The sequence below is a fragment of the Actinoplanes sp. NPDC023936 genome (assembly GCF_040639325.1).
GTDB lineage: Bacteria > Actinomycetota > Actinomycetes > Mycobacteriales > Micromonosporaceae > Actinoplanes.
Map to the genome: position 1 here is coordinate 110,789 of NZ_JBEZZR010000025.1, position 15,335 is coordinate 126,123.

The 15,335-nt window shown below is 69.8% G+C and carries 12 protein-coding genes, 1 rRNA gene and 1 riboswitch; of the genes, 1 reads left to right on the forward strand and 12 read right to left on the reverse strand.

The window, feature by feature from the left end:
* Window positions 1-45: 45 nt before the first annotated feature.
* The 9 genes from AB0F72_RS27960 to AB0F72_RS28000 form a co-directional block, all read right to left on the reverse strand.
* Window positions 46-1,713, reverse strand: a complete 1,668-nt coding sequence (locus tag AB0F72_RS27960; RefSeq protein ID WP_360436745.1) for an ABC transporter permease — start codon at window positions 1,711-1,713, stop codon at window positions 46-48.
* The gene (locus tag AB0F72_RS27965) at window positions 1,710-2,597 is read right to left on the reverse strand and encodes an ABC transporter ATP-binding protein (protein ID WP_360436748.1); all 888 of its coding nucleotides are present in this window, start codon (window positions 2,595-2,597) and stop codon (window positions 1,710-1,712) included. Before AB0F72_RS27965 ends, AB0F72_RS27960 begins: the two co-directional genes overlap by 4 nt.
* Before the next feature lie 15 nt (window positions 2,598-2,612).
* Window positions 2,613-3,206 carry a TetR family transcriptional regulator gene (locus AB0F72_RS27970; protein ID WP_360436751.1) on the reverse strand — a complete coding sequence of 198 codons (594 nt, stop codon included), beginning with the start codon at window positions 3,204-3,206 and terminating at the stop codon, window positions 2,613-2,615.
* 9 nt (window positions 3,207-3,215) lie between these two features.
* Window positions 3,216-4,127 (reverse strand): ABC transporter substrate-binding protein, encoded by a 912-nt coding sequence (locus AB0F72_RS27975; RefSeq protein WP_360436754.1) that lies wholly within the window; start codon window positions 4,125-4,127, stop codon window positions 3,216-3,218.
* Complete coding sequence (locus tag AB0F72_RS27980; protein ID WP_360436757.1) at window positions 4,124-5,992, reverse strand: bifunctional diguanylate cyclase/phosphodiesterase; 1,869 nt, start codon at window positions 5,990-5,992, stop codon at window positions 4,124-4,126. The genes AB0F72_RS27975 and AB0F72_RS27980 overlap by 4 nt, the downstream gene beginning before the upstream one ends.
* A 110-nt stretch (window positions 5,993-6,102) precedes the next feature.
* On the reverse strand, window positions 6,103-6,987 hold the full coding sequence (locus AB0F72_RS27985) for an NAD(P)H-binding protein (RefSeq protein ID WP_360436760.1): 885 nt from the start codon (window positions 6,985-6,987) through the stop codon (window positions 6,103-6,105).
* Window positions 6,988-6,998: 11 nt separating this feature from the next.
* A complete protein-coding gene (locus tag AB0F72_RS27990; protein WP_360436763.1) occupies window positions 6,999-7,766 on the reverse strand; it encodes an ATP-binding cassette domain-containing protein in 768 nt (255 codons plus the stop codon).
* Window positions 7,763-8,776 carry an ABC transporter permease gene (locus AB0F72_RS27995; protein WP_360436766.1) on the reverse strand — a complete coding sequence of 338 codons (1,014 nt, stop codon included), beginning with the start codon at window positions 8,774-8,776 and terminating at the stop codon, window positions 7,763-7,765. The genes AB0F72_RS27990 and AB0F72_RS27995 overlap by 4 nt, the downstream gene beginning before the upstream one ends.
* 3 nt (window positions 8,777-8,779) lie before the next feature.
* Entirely contained in the window at window positions 8,780-9,814 is a 1,035-nt protein-coding gene (locus AB0F72_RS28000) for a sugar ABC transporter substrate-binding protein (RefSeq protein ID WP_360436769.1), read from the reverse strand.
* Between the two features lie 134 nt (window positions 9,815-9,948).
* On the opposite strand from AB0F72_RS28000, the gene AB0F72_RS28005 reads away from it, so the two are divergent.
* Window positions 9,949-10,935, forward strand: a complete 987-nt coding sequence (locus AB0F72_RS28005) for a LacI family DNA-binding transcriptional regulator (protein ID WP_360436772.1) — start codon at window positions 9,949-9,951, stop codon at window positions 10,933-10,935.
* On the opposite strand, the gene AB0F72_RS28010 is transcribed toward AB0F72_RS28005, so the two are convergent.
* The 3 genes from AB0F72_RS28010 to rrf all read right to left on the reverse strand — a co-directional run bounded on the left by AB0F72_RS28010 (window position 10,932) and on the right by rrf (window position 15,189).
* Complete coding sequence (locus tag AB0F72_RS28010; RefSeq protein WP_360436775.1) at window positions 10,932-13,088, reverse strand: discoidin domain-containing protein; 2,157 nt, start codon at window positions 13,086-13,088, stop codon at window positions 10,932-10,934. The two genes, AB0F72_RS28005 and AB0F72_RS28010, sit on opposite strands and share 4 nt — an antisense overlap.
* A gap of 315 nt (window positions 13,089-13,403) precedes the next feature.
* Window positions 13,404-14,843, reverse strand: a complete 1,440-nt coding sequence (locus tag AB0F72_RS28015) for a glycine hydroxymethyltransferase (protein ID WP_360436778.1) — start codon at window positions 14,841-14,843, stop codon at window positions 13,404-13,406.
* Between the two features lie 22 nt (window positions 14,844-14,865).
* A riboswitch (ZMP/ZTP riboswitch) is annotated at window positions 14,866-14,956 on the reverse strand.
* Window positions 14,957-15,072: 116 nt separating this feature from the next.
* Window positions 15,073-15,189: ribosomal RNA gene (rrf, locus tag AB0F72_RS28020) — 5S ribosomal RNA — on the reverse strand.
* Between the last annotated feature and the right edge of the window lie 146 nt (window positions 15,190-15,335).

Below are 15,335 nucleotides of genomic sequence, written 5' to 3' on the forward strand. Positions count from 1 at the left end.
GTGCCCTGATCCACGCTGACCACCAGCGACAGCCGGCAGCGCCCCTTACATCGATCCCACGTCCCGCCGACGAAGAGCGACCAGCCCCGCCACGCCCAACACCGCAGCGATCCCGGTGAGCATGACCAGCGGCAGAGGGCCGGCAGCGCCACCGGGAAGATGCGGCACATGGGTGAAGGGCGACAGATCCAGCACCCACTGATCGAACTCCAGCAGCGGCCCGGCGAGCAACAGCAGCAGGCACAGAGCGATCACGGCCCACGCGACCGAAGCCAGCCTCGGCAGCGCGCCGATCAGGAGCATGGTGACCCCTGCCAGGACCCACACCGCGGGCAGCTGGGCCAATGCGGCGCCCAGCACCGGGCCGGGCGCGCCATGGACGACGCCGGCGAGCACTCCCTCGGCGAGCAGGGCAGCGGCCGGGCCGAGCAGGGCGAAGAGCAGGTGCGATGCGGCCCAGGCGAGACGGCCCACGGACGTGCTCAGGACCGCCTCGGCATGACCGCTCTGCTCCTCGTCGCGCATGCGGAGAGCAGCCTGGACCGCGTAGCAGGCGGCGATCAGACCGCACATTGCCGCGGTGGTCGCGAAGTAGGCGTCGGTGACCGCCCCGCCGCCACCGATCCTGGTGAACATCTCGTCGACGCCCGCGGAGTCGGACGCCAGCTCCACCATGCTGCTGCCGACAGCGCCGAAGATCAGGCCGAGGGCGGCGAAACCGGCGGTCCAGCCGAGCAGCAGGCCGCGGTGCAGGCGCCAGGCGAGCGCGAGCGGCGAGCTCAGGGACGCGGCCGCGGCACGTGGTCCGAGCCGTGCGGCGACCAGGCCCGCGCCCATGTCGCGGTGGGCCATCAGGTACGCCGAGACGCCCACCGTGACGATCGCGAAAACCAGTGCCAGCACCCCGGGCCTCCAGTCGTTCCCCGAAAGAGAGCCACCCTCGACAAGAAAGTCGCCCCCAACAAGAGAGCCACCGTCAACAAGAGAGCCACCCTCAACAAGAGAACCGCCCCCGAGAAGAGAACCGCCCCCATAAGGAAAGACGCGGTGAACCCAGCCGATCGGTGACACCCACGCCAAAAACTCCGCGCTGTCCGAGATGTCACCCACGAGCCGCAGCAGGTAAGCCCCGCCGAGCACCAGCACCGCGATCGACCGGGCGCTGCGCGCGCTGCCGGTCAGCTGCGCGGCGACCGCCCCGACGCCGGCGAACATCCAGCCGCTGAGCGTGAAGACCGCGCCGAAGGCGAGCGAACCGGCGACCGGCAACCCGGCGCCGATCGTCGTGACGGCCACGATCGCACCTGTCAGGAGCGCCGCGCCGCAGGTGACGATCAGCGCGGCGGCGAGCTGGGCGAACCGGCCGGTCACGGTGGCCCGGATCAGCTCGGTGCGGCCGGCCTCCTCGTCGGCGCGGGTGTGCCTGATGACGGTGAGCAGCGCGGCCAGGCCGACCATGACCGGCACGAAACCGCCCCGCCAGACGACCAGCTCACCGAGGCTGTCGCCGCGCAGCGGCCCGTAGAGCGCCACGAACCCCGCGTTGCCGGCGCTGATCCGGGCGTAGTCGACGCGTTCCGCGGCGGTGGTGAAGAGCGTCTGGAACGAGGTGGCATAGACGTACGGCAGGAGGCCGAGCCCGAGGACCCAGAGGGGCATGATCACCCGGTCGCGGCGCAGGGCGAGGCGCAGAAGGCGCGGTGTGCCGGTCATCGGGAGTCCCGGGTGTAGTGCCGCAGGAACAGCTCCTCCAGCGACGGCGGCTGGCTGATCAGGCTACGCACGCCGGCCGCGACGAGGCTCCGCAGTGCCGGCTCCAGCGCCTCCGCGTCGACGTCGAAGGCGACCCGCCCGTCCTCGCTGGTCAGGTCGTGCACGCCGGCGAGGCCGGCCAGACCGTTGACCGGGCCGGTCAGCTCGGCGCGGATCGTGGTGCGGGCGAGATGCCGCAGGTCGTCGAGGGTGCCGGTCTCCACGGCCCGGCCGGCTCGGATGATCGTGAGCCGGTCGCAGAGCGCCTCGACCTCGGAGAGGATGTGGCTGGAGAGCAGGACGGTACGGTCGCCGCGCCGCTTCTCCTCCAGGATCACCTCACGGAACACCTCTTCCATGAGCGGGTCGAGCCCGGACGTCGGCTCGTCGAGCAGCAGCAGCTCCACGTCGGAGGAGAGCGCGGCGACGAGCGCCACCTTCTGCCGGTTGCCCTTGGAGTAGGCGCGTCCCTTCTTGCGCGGGTCCAGCTCGAACCGCTCGATCAGGTCGTCGCGGCGTTTCGGGTCGAGCCCGCCGCGCAGCCGGCCGAGCAGGTCGATCACCTCGCCGCCGGTGAGCGAGGGCCAGAACGTGACGTCGCCCGGCACGTACGCGAGGCGGCGGTGCAGCGCCGTCGCGTCGGCCCACGGGTCGCCGCCGAGCAGCCGCGCGGTCCCGCCGTCGGACCGCATCAGCCCGAGCAGCACCCGGATCGCGGTGGTCTTGCCGGCGCCGTTCGGCCCCAGGAAGCCGTGCACCTCACCGGTCCGGACGTGCAGGTCGAGCCCGTCCAGCGCGGTGACCGAACCGAATCTCTTGATCAGCCCCTCGACCTCAATGGCCATGTCAGCTCCAGGAAACTAATGCCGATCGAGCGCCTCCAGCGCCTGGTCGGTCTGCTCGGGGGTGAGCAACGGCTGCGAGAAGACCTCGATCGAGGCACGCAGCATGCGCAGGTAACCGGGCATGGCTCCGACGTCCTCGCCGAGCACGGCGGTGAGCTGGTCGCGCATCAGGAACATGCCCATCTTCATGGCGCCGAGGACCGCGACGAACGCCCGCGGGTCGCCGGTCTTCACGCCGGTCGTGGCCAGCCACTGCTCGCCGCGCCGCACGGTCTCCTCGAAAGTGGCGAGGCTGCGCGGTGAGCCGTCCATCAGCGAGCGGACCAGGTATTGCTGCAGGCCCATGATGTCGGGCGTGAGCGGGCCGATCGCCTGGGACTCGGTGAACCGGATCTGCAGCTCGGCGACGCGCGCGAGGGCCCACTCGTCGCAGGCGTCGCGCAGCCCCTCCTTCGACCCGAAGTGGTGCCGGAGCAGGCCGGAGGAGACACCAGCGGCCTGCGCGATGTCGCGCACGGTGGCGCCGGCGATGCCGCGCTCGGTGAAGAGCGCGATCGCGGCGTCGCGGATCCGGGCGCGGGCGGTCAGGTCACTGGTAGCGCTACTCACACGTGCAGCTTACTGCACAGGCGTGTAGTTTCCGGCTCCGTTGATCGTCGCCGTGGTGACAGCAGTCGATGTCAGGTTCCAGCGGGACAGCAGATCGGCGTAGACACCGGAGTCGATCACCCGTTGCAGGGCCTCCCGCAGGCAGTCACGCAGCGCGGTGTTGTCCTTCGCCACGGCGATGCCGAAGAGCCCCGGCTCGTACTGGGTGTCCGACGCCAGCTGGTAGAACGCGCCGGTCCGCTCGTTGCTCACCAGGTACGCGGCGGGCGGGAAGTCGATCGGCACGGCGCTGACCCGGCCGGTGCGCAGCAGCAGGAGCGCGTCCGCGTTCGTCGGCTCGCTGTCGATCACCAACGGGCGGTCCTCGCAGGTCGGCTGCAGACGCTGGAGCATCTGCTCCTGAAGGGTGCCGCGCTCGGTGCCGACGGTCTGCCCGCAGAGATCCTCGAAGCTGGTGATCTTCTCCGGGTTGCCGCGCTGCACCACGATCGAGGTGCCGGTGCTGAGATAGTCGACGAAATCGGCCTTGGCCCGCCGCTCGGCGGTGTCGGTCATCGACGAGAGCACCCCGTCGTACTCGCCGGCCGCGACCTCGTCCAGCGCACCGTTGAATTCGCCCGCCACCAGCTCGCCGCGCACCCCGAGAACCCCGCCGAGGGCGGTGGCAAGATCAGGAGAAAACCCGATTATGGTACGGCCGTCGGCCGCGAAGTACTCCATCGGCGCATAGCTCGCATCGGTCACGAGCCGGATCGAACCGCGTGCCCGGACGGCTTGCGGCAACCGGTCGTGCAGCGCCTGGTCGACGGTCACGCCACCGGTGATGTCGAGGCCGCCGCCCGGCTCCTCCTCCGGAGCGCTCGCGGCGCAGCCACCGGCCGCGAGCAGGAGCAGTACGGTGAGCGCCCGGCGGATCCTCATCGGCTGACCCCTTCGAGATGCGGCTGAGCGGAAATCTGCGTCCATGGCACCGGACGGCTGAACAGGTACCCCTGCGCCTCGTCGCAGCCGGCCTCGGCCAGCCAGCGACGGACCTCCTCGGTCTCGACGCCCTCGGCGGTGGCCCGGCTGCCGAGCCCGTGCGCCAGCTCGATCACCGAGCGGACGATGGCCTGGCTCTCCGGGTCGCGCACCACGTCGGAGACGAACGACCGGTCGATCTTGATCTCGGCGATCGGCAGGCCGCGCAGGTGGGACAGGTTGGTGTACCCGGTCCCGAAATCGTCCACCGAGACACCGACGCCCGCGGCGGTCAGCTCGGCGACCGCCCGGGCCGCCTCGTCCGCGTCGGCGGCCAGCGCGGTCTCGGTGACCTCCAGGATCAGCCGGTGCGGCGGGATGCCGGCCTCGGCGAGCAGGCCCAGGACGAGGGTCGCGAAGCCGGGCACCTCCAGGTTGCGGGCCGAGACGTTCACCGAGAGCGCCCAGTCGCGCCCGGTCGCGGTCCAGCCGAGCTGGTCGGCGAGCGCACGGCGCAGCACCCACTCGGTGAGCGGGACGATCAGGCCGGAGTGCTCGGCGGCGGGCAGGAACTCGCCGGGCGGCAGCAGCCCGCGCTCCGGGTGCTGCCAGCGGACCAGCGCCTCCACACCGCAGACCTCGCCGCCGGGCAGGGCCACCTTGGGCTGGTAGTGCAGGATCAGCTCGTCGCGTTCCAGGGCGTGCCGCAGCTCGGCCTGGACGACGAGCCACTGATGCGGGTGCCCGGCGGTGGCGCCGGAGTAGACGACGATGCCGCTGGTGCCCCGTTTGCCCTGGTACATCGCGGAGTCGGCGCGCTGCTTCAGCTCCTCCACGCCGGTGCCGTGCGCGGGGTAGAGCGCAACCCCGAACGCGGCCTCGATGCTCAGCGGCACGCCGTCCAGGACCATCTCCTCGCAGACCCGGTCGCGCACCTCGGAGAGCAGGGCGACCGCGGAGGCGGCGTCCCGGCGCGGCAGCAGCATGGCGAACTCGTCGCCGCCGAGCCGGGCCAGCAGGTCGCCCGTGCCGAGCGCCGCGCTCATCCGGTCGGCGACCACCCGCAGCAGCTCGTCGCCGGCGTGGTGGCCGAGGGTGTCGTTGACCTCCTTGAACCGGTTGAGGTCGGCGAGCACGACGGCGCCGGTACCGCCCTTGTCGAGAACCGCCTCGGCCTGCTTGCGGAACGCCGCCCGGTTCGGCAGGCCGGTCAGGGTGTCGTGCAGGGCCTGGTACTCCTGGCGGGCCGCGTACCGGCTCAGCGAGCGGGTGGTCCACCACGCGAGCACCGCGAGCACCAGGTAGAGCGCGGCGAGGCCGGCGCCGATGCGCCCCCAGGTACGAATGACCTGCGCGTGGAAGCGATCGGCCACCGCCTGGTACGGAAGGTAGACCTCCAGCACCCCGACGGACTGCCCGGACGCGCTCGCCACCTGCGGCCGCAGCACCCGGATCACCTCGGTGTCGATCACCTCGGCCCGGGGCTGGCCGGCCGCCGCGGCCTGGAAGTCCGGGTCGGTGACCGGCACGCCGCCGCTCGTCGAGCCGTCGTCCGAGAAGATCACCCGGCCGGAGAACGCGCGCAGGCGCAGCCGCAGCACCGATCCCCGGAAGATCGCCTGCTCGGTGGAGTCCCGCATGCCCTCGGCCTGCGCCGCGGTGAGGCCGTCCTCGATGCCGGTGGAGGCGCCGAGGTATCCGGCGTTGAGCGAGGGCGCGACGGCCATCTCGGCGATCACCGCTGCCTGGGCCAGCCCCTGCTCCCGGCCCTGTTCCGCCGCGTCCTGGCGGTAGCCCTCGAAGACCAGCGCTCCGAGGGCCACCACGGGCACGAGACTTGCCGCCGCGTACGTCACGAACAGGCGGGACCCGTTTCGGACGTGCGGGCGCCTGGGTGCTCGGCGGGGCAACATGCGCGTCTCATCGACGCCCCGGCTCAGCCCTTGAGGGAAATCGCCGGCGTCAGCGTGCCGGCCGCCCACTCGGCGAGCGTGGTGGGCGTGGTCGTGACGGTCGTTCGCGGCTGTTCCGGGGTGAAGTCCCCGCGCAGCCCGCTGGTCATCCCGATCAGGCCGGCCACCGCGGCGTCGGTGAGCCCGGCCTGCCCGAGGCCGGCCGCCAGCACCTCGTCCGGCACCACGTCCAGGGTGATCTTCCGGTCGATCGCCGCGCCGACGATCCCGGCGACGTCCGACCAGGTGAGATCGGCCGGACCGTGGACGGCCTGCACCACCGTGCCGGACCAGTTGCCGGCGAGCAGCCGGGCGGCCGCCACCTCGCCCACGTCCCGCGGGTCGACCCAGGCCAACGGCTGGTCCGCCGGCATGGTCGTGGTGAGCCGGCCGTCGCGCAGCTCGTCGAGGTTCCCGAAGAGGTTGGTGAAGTAGTACCCGTTCCGCAGGATCGTCAGGTCCATCCCGGTGGCCGCGAACGCCTCCTCGGACCGGGCCAGCCCGTCGATCAGGCCGGCGCCGTGCCGGCGTTCCGCTCCGACACTGCTGATCAGCACGACCCGGCGTACCCGATGGGTCTGCGCGGCGGTCGCGCCTGCCTCAGCCATCGTGACCATGTCCGCGAGCGGATCGGCGGCGGTGAAGTTCTCCGGGGTGATCCAGAGCAGCGCGTCGAGCCCGTCCAGCGCGGTGTCGAGGAAGGCCGGGTCGAGGAGGTCTCCCCGCACCACGTCGGCCAGCCCATCGATCCCTGGATCAAGCTTCGCCGGATCCCGGACCAGCAACCGGGGGCGCTCCCCGGCCTGGATCAGCAGGCGGGCCGCGCGAGATCCGACATTGCCGGTGGCACCTGTGATTCCGATAGTCATGCCCTCCAGCATTACCCGCCGGGCGGCGGGGCCGCACCCGTCATGATGGCGACCGCGTCCGACATGCTGTGCGACTGAGGAGTGATCACCGCTATCCGCCGGCCGAGCCGCTGGATGTGGATCCGGTCCGCCACTTCGAAGACGTGTGGCATGTTGTGACTGATAAGGATCACCGGCAGGCCACGGTCCCGGACGTCGCGGATCAGTTGCAGCACCCGGTTGCCCTCCTTCACGCCGAGCGCCGCGGTGGGCTCGTCGAGGATCACCACCTTGCTGCCGAACGCGGCGGAGCGCGCCACCGCGACGGCCTGGCGCTGGCCGCCGGAGAGCGACTCGACCGGCTGCGCGATGTTCTGCAGGGTGCCGACGCCGAGTTCGGTCATGTGCCGCCGGGCCTCGGACCGCATGTGCTTGCGGTCCAGCATCCGGAAGATCGTTCCCAGCGGGCCGGATCGCCGCTGCTCCCGGCCGAGGAACAGGTTGTCCGCGATGTCCAGGCCGGGTGCGACAGCGAGGGTCTGGTAGACGGTCTCGATGCCGGCCGAGCGGGCGTCCATCGGGTTGCGGAAGCGCACCGGCTCGCCGTCCAGCCGGATCTCGCCGCTGTCCGGCACGAGCGCCCCGGAGAGCGCCTTGATCAGGCTGGACTTGCCGGCGCCGTTGTCGCCGATGACCGCGAGGATCTCGCCGGGGAGGAGTTCCAGGTCGCTGCCGTCGATCGCGACGACCCGCCCGTACCGTTTGGTCAGGCCCTTCGCCTCCAGCACCGGGGTGGTCATGCCTTCACCTTCCTGATCCACTGGTCGATCGAGACCGCGATCAGCACGAGCAGGCCGATCGCGAAGCCCTGCCAGACCACCTCGACGCCGGCCAGTTGCAGGCCGTTGCGGAAGACACCGACGATCAGCGCGCCGATCAGGGTGCCGATCACCCCGCCCCGGCCGCCGAAGAGGCTGGTGCCGCCGAGCACCACCGCGGTGATCGAGTCGAGGTTGTACTCGGTGCCGACGTTGGGGCTGGCCGACGCGAGCCGGCCGATCAGGATCCAGCCGGCGACCGCGTAGAGCAGGCCCGCTGTCGTGTAGACCGAGAAGAGCACCCGCCCGGTACGGATACCGGCCAGCCGTGCCGCCTCCACGTCGTCACCCGTCGCGTAGACGTGCTTGCCCCACGCCGTCGAGCTCAGCGCGTACGCGAAGAACCCGAACAGCAGCAGCATGATGATCGAGCCGTAGCTGAGCCGGAAGTCACCGATCGGGATGGACTGCCCGGTCCACGTCATCAGCCCGGGCATGTCGGCGCCGCGTACCGTCTCGCTGTTGCTGACCACCGCGTTCAGCGAGAAGAAGATGGTCAGCGTGCCGAGCGTGACGATGAACGGCGGCAGTTTGATCCGGGTGACCAGCATGCCGTTCAGCGCGCCCATCACCGTGCCGCAGGCGAAACCGAGCAGCAGCGCGATCGGCGCCGGCATCCCGGCGTCGGTGCAGAAGAGCGCCATCAGGATCGACGAGAAGACCGCTATCGCACCGGCCGAGAGGTCGATGCCGGCGGTCAGGATGATCAAGGTCTGCCCCAGCGCCAGCGTCGCGATCACGGTGACCTGCAACAGCACGAGGGAGAGGTTGGCCGCGGAGAAGAACCGGACGTTGACGATCGAGAACGCGACGATCGCCACGATCAGGACGGCGAGCGGCCCGAGCACGGGATTGCCGTGCAGCAGGTGCTGCAGCCGGAGGCCGAACGAGTCGTGCCGCCGGGCCTCGAAGTCTGCGGTCGTGGTCGCCATGACTCAGCCCCAGCAGTTCTGCTTGCCCCACGCGGAGTCCTTCGCCTCCACGCCGGCCTGCGGATCGTCGGTGATCAGTTGGACGCCGGTGTCGACGAAGTCCTTGCCGGCGGTGTTCTGCGGGCGGGTGCCGTCCTCGGCGTACTGTGCGATCGCCTCGACACCCAGTTGCGCCATCTTGATCGGGAACTGCATCGAGGTCGCTCCGATCACGCCTTTCCCGACGTTGTCGACGCCGGGACAGCCGCCGTCCACCGAGACGATCGTGACCTGCTGCTCCCGGCCCGCCGCTTTGAGCGCCTCGTACGCCCCGGCCGCCGCCGGCTCGTTGATCGTGTAGACCAGGTTGATCGTCGGATCCTTCTGGAGCAGGTTCTCCATCGCGGTACGCCCACCCTCCTCGTTGCCGTCGGTGACGTCGTGCCCGGCGATCCGCGGGTCGTTCTCGTCGCCGATCCGGGCCGGGTCACCGACGTCGATCCCGAAGCCCTCCAGGAAGCCCTGGTCGCGCTGCACGTCCACGGAGACCTGGTTGGGGTTGAGGTCGAGCATCGCGATCCGCGCCTGCGTCCCGCCGGCCGAGAACTTCGCCTTGGCCCACTCCCCGATCAGGCGGCCGGCCTCGAAGTTGTCGGTGGCGAACGTGGCGTCCGCCGCGTCCGGCGGATCGACCGGCGTGTCCAGCGCGATGACCAGCATGTCGGCCTGTTTCGCCCGGTCGATGGAGGGGACGATCGCCTTCGAGTCGTTCGGTGTGATCAGGAAGCCCACGGCGCCGAAGGAGATCAGATTCTCGATCGCCTGCACCTGCGCCTCGTTGTCGCCGTCCACCTTCCCGGCGAAACTCTGCAGATCGAGGTTCTGCTCGTCGGCCGCCTGCTGCGCTCCCTGCTTCATGGTCACGAAGAACGGGTTGGTGTCGGTCTTGGTGATCAGGCCGGCGACCGGTTCGCCGGTGCCCCGGCTGCAGGCACTCAGGCCGGCCAGGATCAGGACCGCGCAACCGGCGGCCGCGAGAAGCTTCGACTGCTGGCGCATGCCTCCTCCGAAATCGGACATCGAGAGACAACGTTGTCTTGGAAGCGTTGCCTTGGAGTAGACGCCCGGCCACCCGCAGTGTCAACAATGAGTTTCCGAGTTGTTGCGTTGAGTGATCAATGCGGGGAGTCGTCATGGCACGGCCGACGATGAACGACGTGGCACGCACCGCCGGCGTGAGCCTCAAGACCGTCTCGCGGGTGGTCAACGGGGAGCCCACTGTCACCCCGGACCTCGCCGCCCGGGTACGCGCCGCCGTCGAGTCCTTGGACTACCGCCCCCACCTGGGCGCCAGCATGCTGCGCCGCAACGACCGTCGCACCAGGACGATCGGCGTGCTCCTGGAGGACGTGTCGAACCCGTTCTCCGGTGTGCTGCACCGGGCGATCGAGGAGGAGGCGCACACCCGCGGGGTGCACGTGCTGACCGGCAGCCTCGGCGAGGACGCTCGCCGGGAGCGGGAGCTGGCGCGCGCGTTCCGGCAGCGGCAGACCGACGGGCTCATCGTCGCTCCGACTGCTTCGGATCAGGGATACCTGAGCCGGTTCAGCGGCACCCCGATCGTCTTCGTGGACCGCCAGCCGTCCGGATTCCTGGCCGACACCGTGGTCTCCACCAACATCGCGGGCGCGGCCGGGGCGGTCCGGCACCTCATCGCGCACGGGCATCGGCGGATCGCGTTCCTCGGCGACTACCAGCGGATACCGACCGCCCGCGAACGCTTCCGCGGCTACCTGCAGGCACTCGGCGACCGGCCCGGGCCGGTGGTGCACGACATCCGCGGCGAAGCGGCCGCCGAGCGCGCCACGATCACCCTGTTACGCCGCCCCGATCCGCCGACCGCGCTCTTCACCAGCCAGAACGTGATCACCATCGGGGCGGTCCGGGCGCTGCGCCGGCTCGGCCGGCATCACTCGGTCGCGCTCGTCGGCTTCGACGACTTCCCCCTTGCCGACCTGCTGGAACCCGCGGTCACCGTGGTGGCGCAGCATCCGGCGCGGATCGGCCGGGTGGCCGCCGGCGCGCTCTTCGAGCGCATCGACGGCCACGACGGCCCGCCGCGAGTGATCCGGGTGGCGACGACCCTGATCGCGCGAGGCAGCGGGGAGATCCCGGGCTAGGGGAAATTCACTACGTACGAGGGTACGGTCGCCGTGCCCTGTGCCGGACCACCGGTGTTGTTGACCACGTGGTCGATGACCCCGTTGCCACCGAGCGAGACGGTCAGCAGGTTGTGCAGCTTCACCCCGGCGTTCACCGGCACCTCGAAGCCCCGGTCGGCGTGGATCGACGGGTTGACGTTGAAGTAGCAGTAGCTGCCCATGCCCCACGCCTCGTGGCTGGTCACCGAGTCCGCGACCTTGTACGCCGCGTACCCGTTCGCCCCGGTCCGCCAGGCCGCCTGGGTCGGCGGGTCGTACGGCTTCTCGTTCTGCAGGAAGTACGTCCGGCCGCCGTTGCCGTTCCACACCACCTCGTACTTCTGGTAATGCTCGACGAACAGCCCGTACGCCGTCACGTTCTGCCCGTTCACGATCAATCCGGAGTCCGCCGTGTTGATCGTCCACCCGTACGTCCCGGCGTTGCCGTGGTCGGCCCGCCACGCCCAGATGTGGTCGATGATGACGTTGTTGCTGTTCACCAGCAGGCTGTTGGTGGCCTTGCCGGCGACGTACCCGCCGATCCGGAAGAACACGTCCTGGACCGTGGTCGGGTTCGCGGCGTGGTTGGCGTTCGACCCGGCCGGGCCGAGCACCAGCAGGTTCGCCGAGTTGGTGGTGCCCGCGTCGAAGAGGATGCCGGCGATCTTCACACCGTCCACATCGGCCACCTGCATCGGCGTGACGCCGCCGACCGGGATCAGCGTGGCGTACCCGAGGCCGAGGACCACGGTGTCGGCCCGGGTCACGTTGATCGTCTGGTTGATCTGGTAGATGCCCGGCGTGAAGAGCAGGTTGAGGCCCTGCGCCAGCGCCGCGTTGATCGTCGCGACCGAGTCACCCGGCTTCGCGACGAAGAACTGGGACAGCGGGATCGTCGTGCCCGGCGTGTTGCCGCCGACCCACGACGCACCCGACGAGTTGGTCCGCAGCGAGGGGACGAAGACACCACCGTTGTACAGGTAGGGCTTCTCCCGGATCACCGGCGTGGTGGCGATCGTCGTGTACGGCGGGTTCGGGAACGTCTGGGCGGGCGCGCCCTGCACCCCGACGAACATCTGGTTCCAGACCGCGTTGGTGTTCGAGCCGATCTGGCTGTTCCGGGTGAACCACTGCTGCTGCGAGTACTGCCCCTCGGAGCCGCTGATCCGGGAGTCCGCGATGTAGCCGCCGGAGGCCCAGCCGTACCCGTTCGGCGCCAGGTTCAGGTCGCCGTGGATGTCCATCCGGCGGAACGGGGCGGCCTGCGAGACGGCCCAGCGGTTCGCGCCGTTGACCGGGTAGACGGAGAGGTTCTCCACCGACCGCCAGAAGTTCTGGGTGGCGTTGCCCTGGAACCAGCCGGCGTCGACGGTGATGTCCCCGTTGATCCGCACGTCCTGCGGGTTCTGTCCGAGACCGATCACTGACGTGTAGAAGCCGACCTGGATGTTCAGGTTGTTGTAGGTGCCCGGCTGGAACGCGAGCACGTACCGGCCCGTACCGAATTGCGCGGATTCCTGCTGAGCGAAGATCTGGTCGGCGCGGGCCTGGATGGTCGCCGACGACATCGACGGATCGAAGACGACCACGTTGGCGCCGAGGCTGCCGCCGCCGGGGATCGTCGTGCCGCCGGACTCGCCGAAGACCCGGAACTCCCAGAGCGAGTAGCCGTAGCCGGTGGTGCGCTGGGTGCCGTACATCCGGACGTACCGGCCGGTGCCGCTCACGCTCAGGTTCTGGTTGCCGCCGGTCGCCGTGGTGGTCGAGTACACCGTGGTCCAGCTCGACGCGTTGTCCGAGACCTGGATCTGGAAGGCCTTGGCCGCGGCGGTCTCCCAGTTCAGCTCGACCCGGGAGATCGGCTGTGAGCTGCCCAGGTCGACCTGGAGCCACTGCGGGTCGGAGAAGGCCGACGACCAGCGGGTGCCGGTGTTGCCGTCGACGGCTTCGGCGGCCGGGTAGGCGCCGGCTGCCTCGGTGGAGGAGGCGGTGGCCGGCTTGCCCTGGGACAGCAGCACCTCGGCTGCGGCGGCGCCGGTGGCGGCGACAGTGGTGAACCCGGCGACGAGGGCGGCGACCAGGCCACCCGCGGCGGCGAGCCGCCATGGGGAGCGTCTCCGTAGGACGGACATGGGAACTCCTAGGACGGGGAGAGAGACGGGATCTTGGGAGAGCGCTCGCCCGGCTCTGACGCTAGGAGGGTGCTCGTTCACAATCCAGACCTCGGCGAGGTTCCGGAACCTCGCCGCCTTTTCCCAGGTAGCTCACCGTTTCCGCAGGTGGACGCGGTACCACGGCATCGATAACGGGGAATCCGGAACCGGTTCCGCTAACGTTCGTCACAACTAGCATTTACCTCTTGCCGCCCACTGCCCAGCAAAGCGGTGCATAACGAAAGAAGCGCCCCTCCCTGCGGGGAGAGGCGCTTCCGGGAAGCGGATCGCGGATCAGGCCAGCGACACCGACGGGTAGAGCGGGAACGGCGCCAGCAGCTCCGTCGCCTGCTTGCTCACCCGGTCGGACAGGGCCGCGTCCAGAGTGAACTTCGCCTTCGAGCCCTCGGCCGGGGTGGTGTTGCTCAGCACCGTGTGGATGAGCTCCGCGATCTGGTCCATCTCCGCGGCGCCCAGGCCACGGCTGGTCAGCGCCGGCGTGCCGACCCGGATGCCGGACGTGTACCAGGCGCCGTTCGGGTCGGACGGGATCGCGTTGCGGTTCGTGACGATCCCGCTGTCCAGCAGCGCCTGCTCGGCCTGCCGGCCGGTGATCCCGAACGGGTGCACGTCGAGCAGCACGAGGTGGTTGTCGGTGCCACCGGACACCAGCTGCACGCCCCGCTTGAGCAGGCCCTCGGCAAGCGCCTGGCTGTTCGTGACGATCTGCTGGGCGTACGACGCGAACTCCGGCCGGCGCGCCTCCGCGAACGCGATCGCCTTCGCCGCCATCACGTGCGGCAGCGGGCCACCGAGCACCATCGGGCAGCCGCGGTCGACCTGGGACGACAGCTCCGGCTGGCAGAAGACGGCGCCACCACGCGGGCCGCGCAGGCTCTTGTGCGTGGTCGTCGTGACGATGTGCGCGTGCGGAATCGGGTTGAAGTCACCGGTGAACACGCCACCCGCGACCAGACCGGCGAAGTGCGCCATGTCGACCATGAAGGTCGCGCCCACCTCGTCAGCGATCTCGCGCATCGTCGCGAAATTGACCTTCCGAGGGTACGCGGAATAGCCGCCCACGATCACCGCGGGCTTGAACTCCTTGGCCGTCTCCCGCAGCTTCGCGTAGTCGATCTGGCCGGTGGCCGGGTCCACGCCGTAGCTGCGCTGGTCGAACATCTTGCCGGAGATGTTGGGCCGGAAACCGTGGGTCAGGTGACCGCCGGCGTCCAGGGACATGCCGAGCAGCCGCTGGTTGCCGAAGGCCTGACGCAGCTCGGCCCACTCGGGGTCGGTCAGGTCGTTGATCTGCCGCTTCTCGAACTTCTTGAGGTACGGAACCTCGACGCGGTCGGCGAGGATGGCCCAGTAGGCGACCAGGTTCGCGTCGATGCCCGAGTGCGGCTGCACGTAGGCATACGGCGCCCCGAACAGGGCCTTCGCGTGCTCGACAGCGATCGACTCGACGGTGTCCACGTTCTGACAGCCGGCGTAGAAGCGGCGGCCGATGGTGCCCTCGGCGTACTTGTCGGAGAGCCAGTTGCCCATCGCCAGCAGGACGGCCGGCGACGCGTAGTTCTCACTGGCGATCAGCTTCAGCGACTCGCGCTGGTCGGTGAGCTCCTGCGCGATCGCGTCGGCGATCCGGGGCTCAACCGAGCGGACCACCTCGAGCGCTGCGCGGAACGCGGTGGACTCAGCATTCAGCTCAGCATGGTTTGGATTAGACACAGTGGACCTCCCTATCACGGAGCGAAGAGGCCCAGGCGCACGGCAAGTCGTCATCTCGACGGAGCCGCTCCCCGATGGTCAACCATCCGAACGCGCCAGTCACGGCCCGCGCCAAGCATACCGGCTGTCCGCTCGGACCGCCGCCGTGATTCCTGCACCCACAGCCGTTCCTGGACAAAACAGAAAAAGGCCCACCCGGTTACCCGGGTGGGCCTTTCTATACGTTTGAGTCCGGCGGCGTCCTACTCTCCCACACCCTCCCGAGTGCAGTACCATCGGCGCTGGAAGGCTTAGCTACCGGGTTCGGAATGTAACCGGGCGTTTCCCCACCGCTATGACCACCGAAACAACTGCCAACAAACCGCAACCAGCAACCCAGCCGTCACCGACCGAGGTGGTTGTTCGTTTGCTGTGAATCACACAGTGGACGCAAGCAGAAAATTTAGGGTGGTTAAGCCCTCGGCCTATTAGTACCGGTCAACTCAACACGTT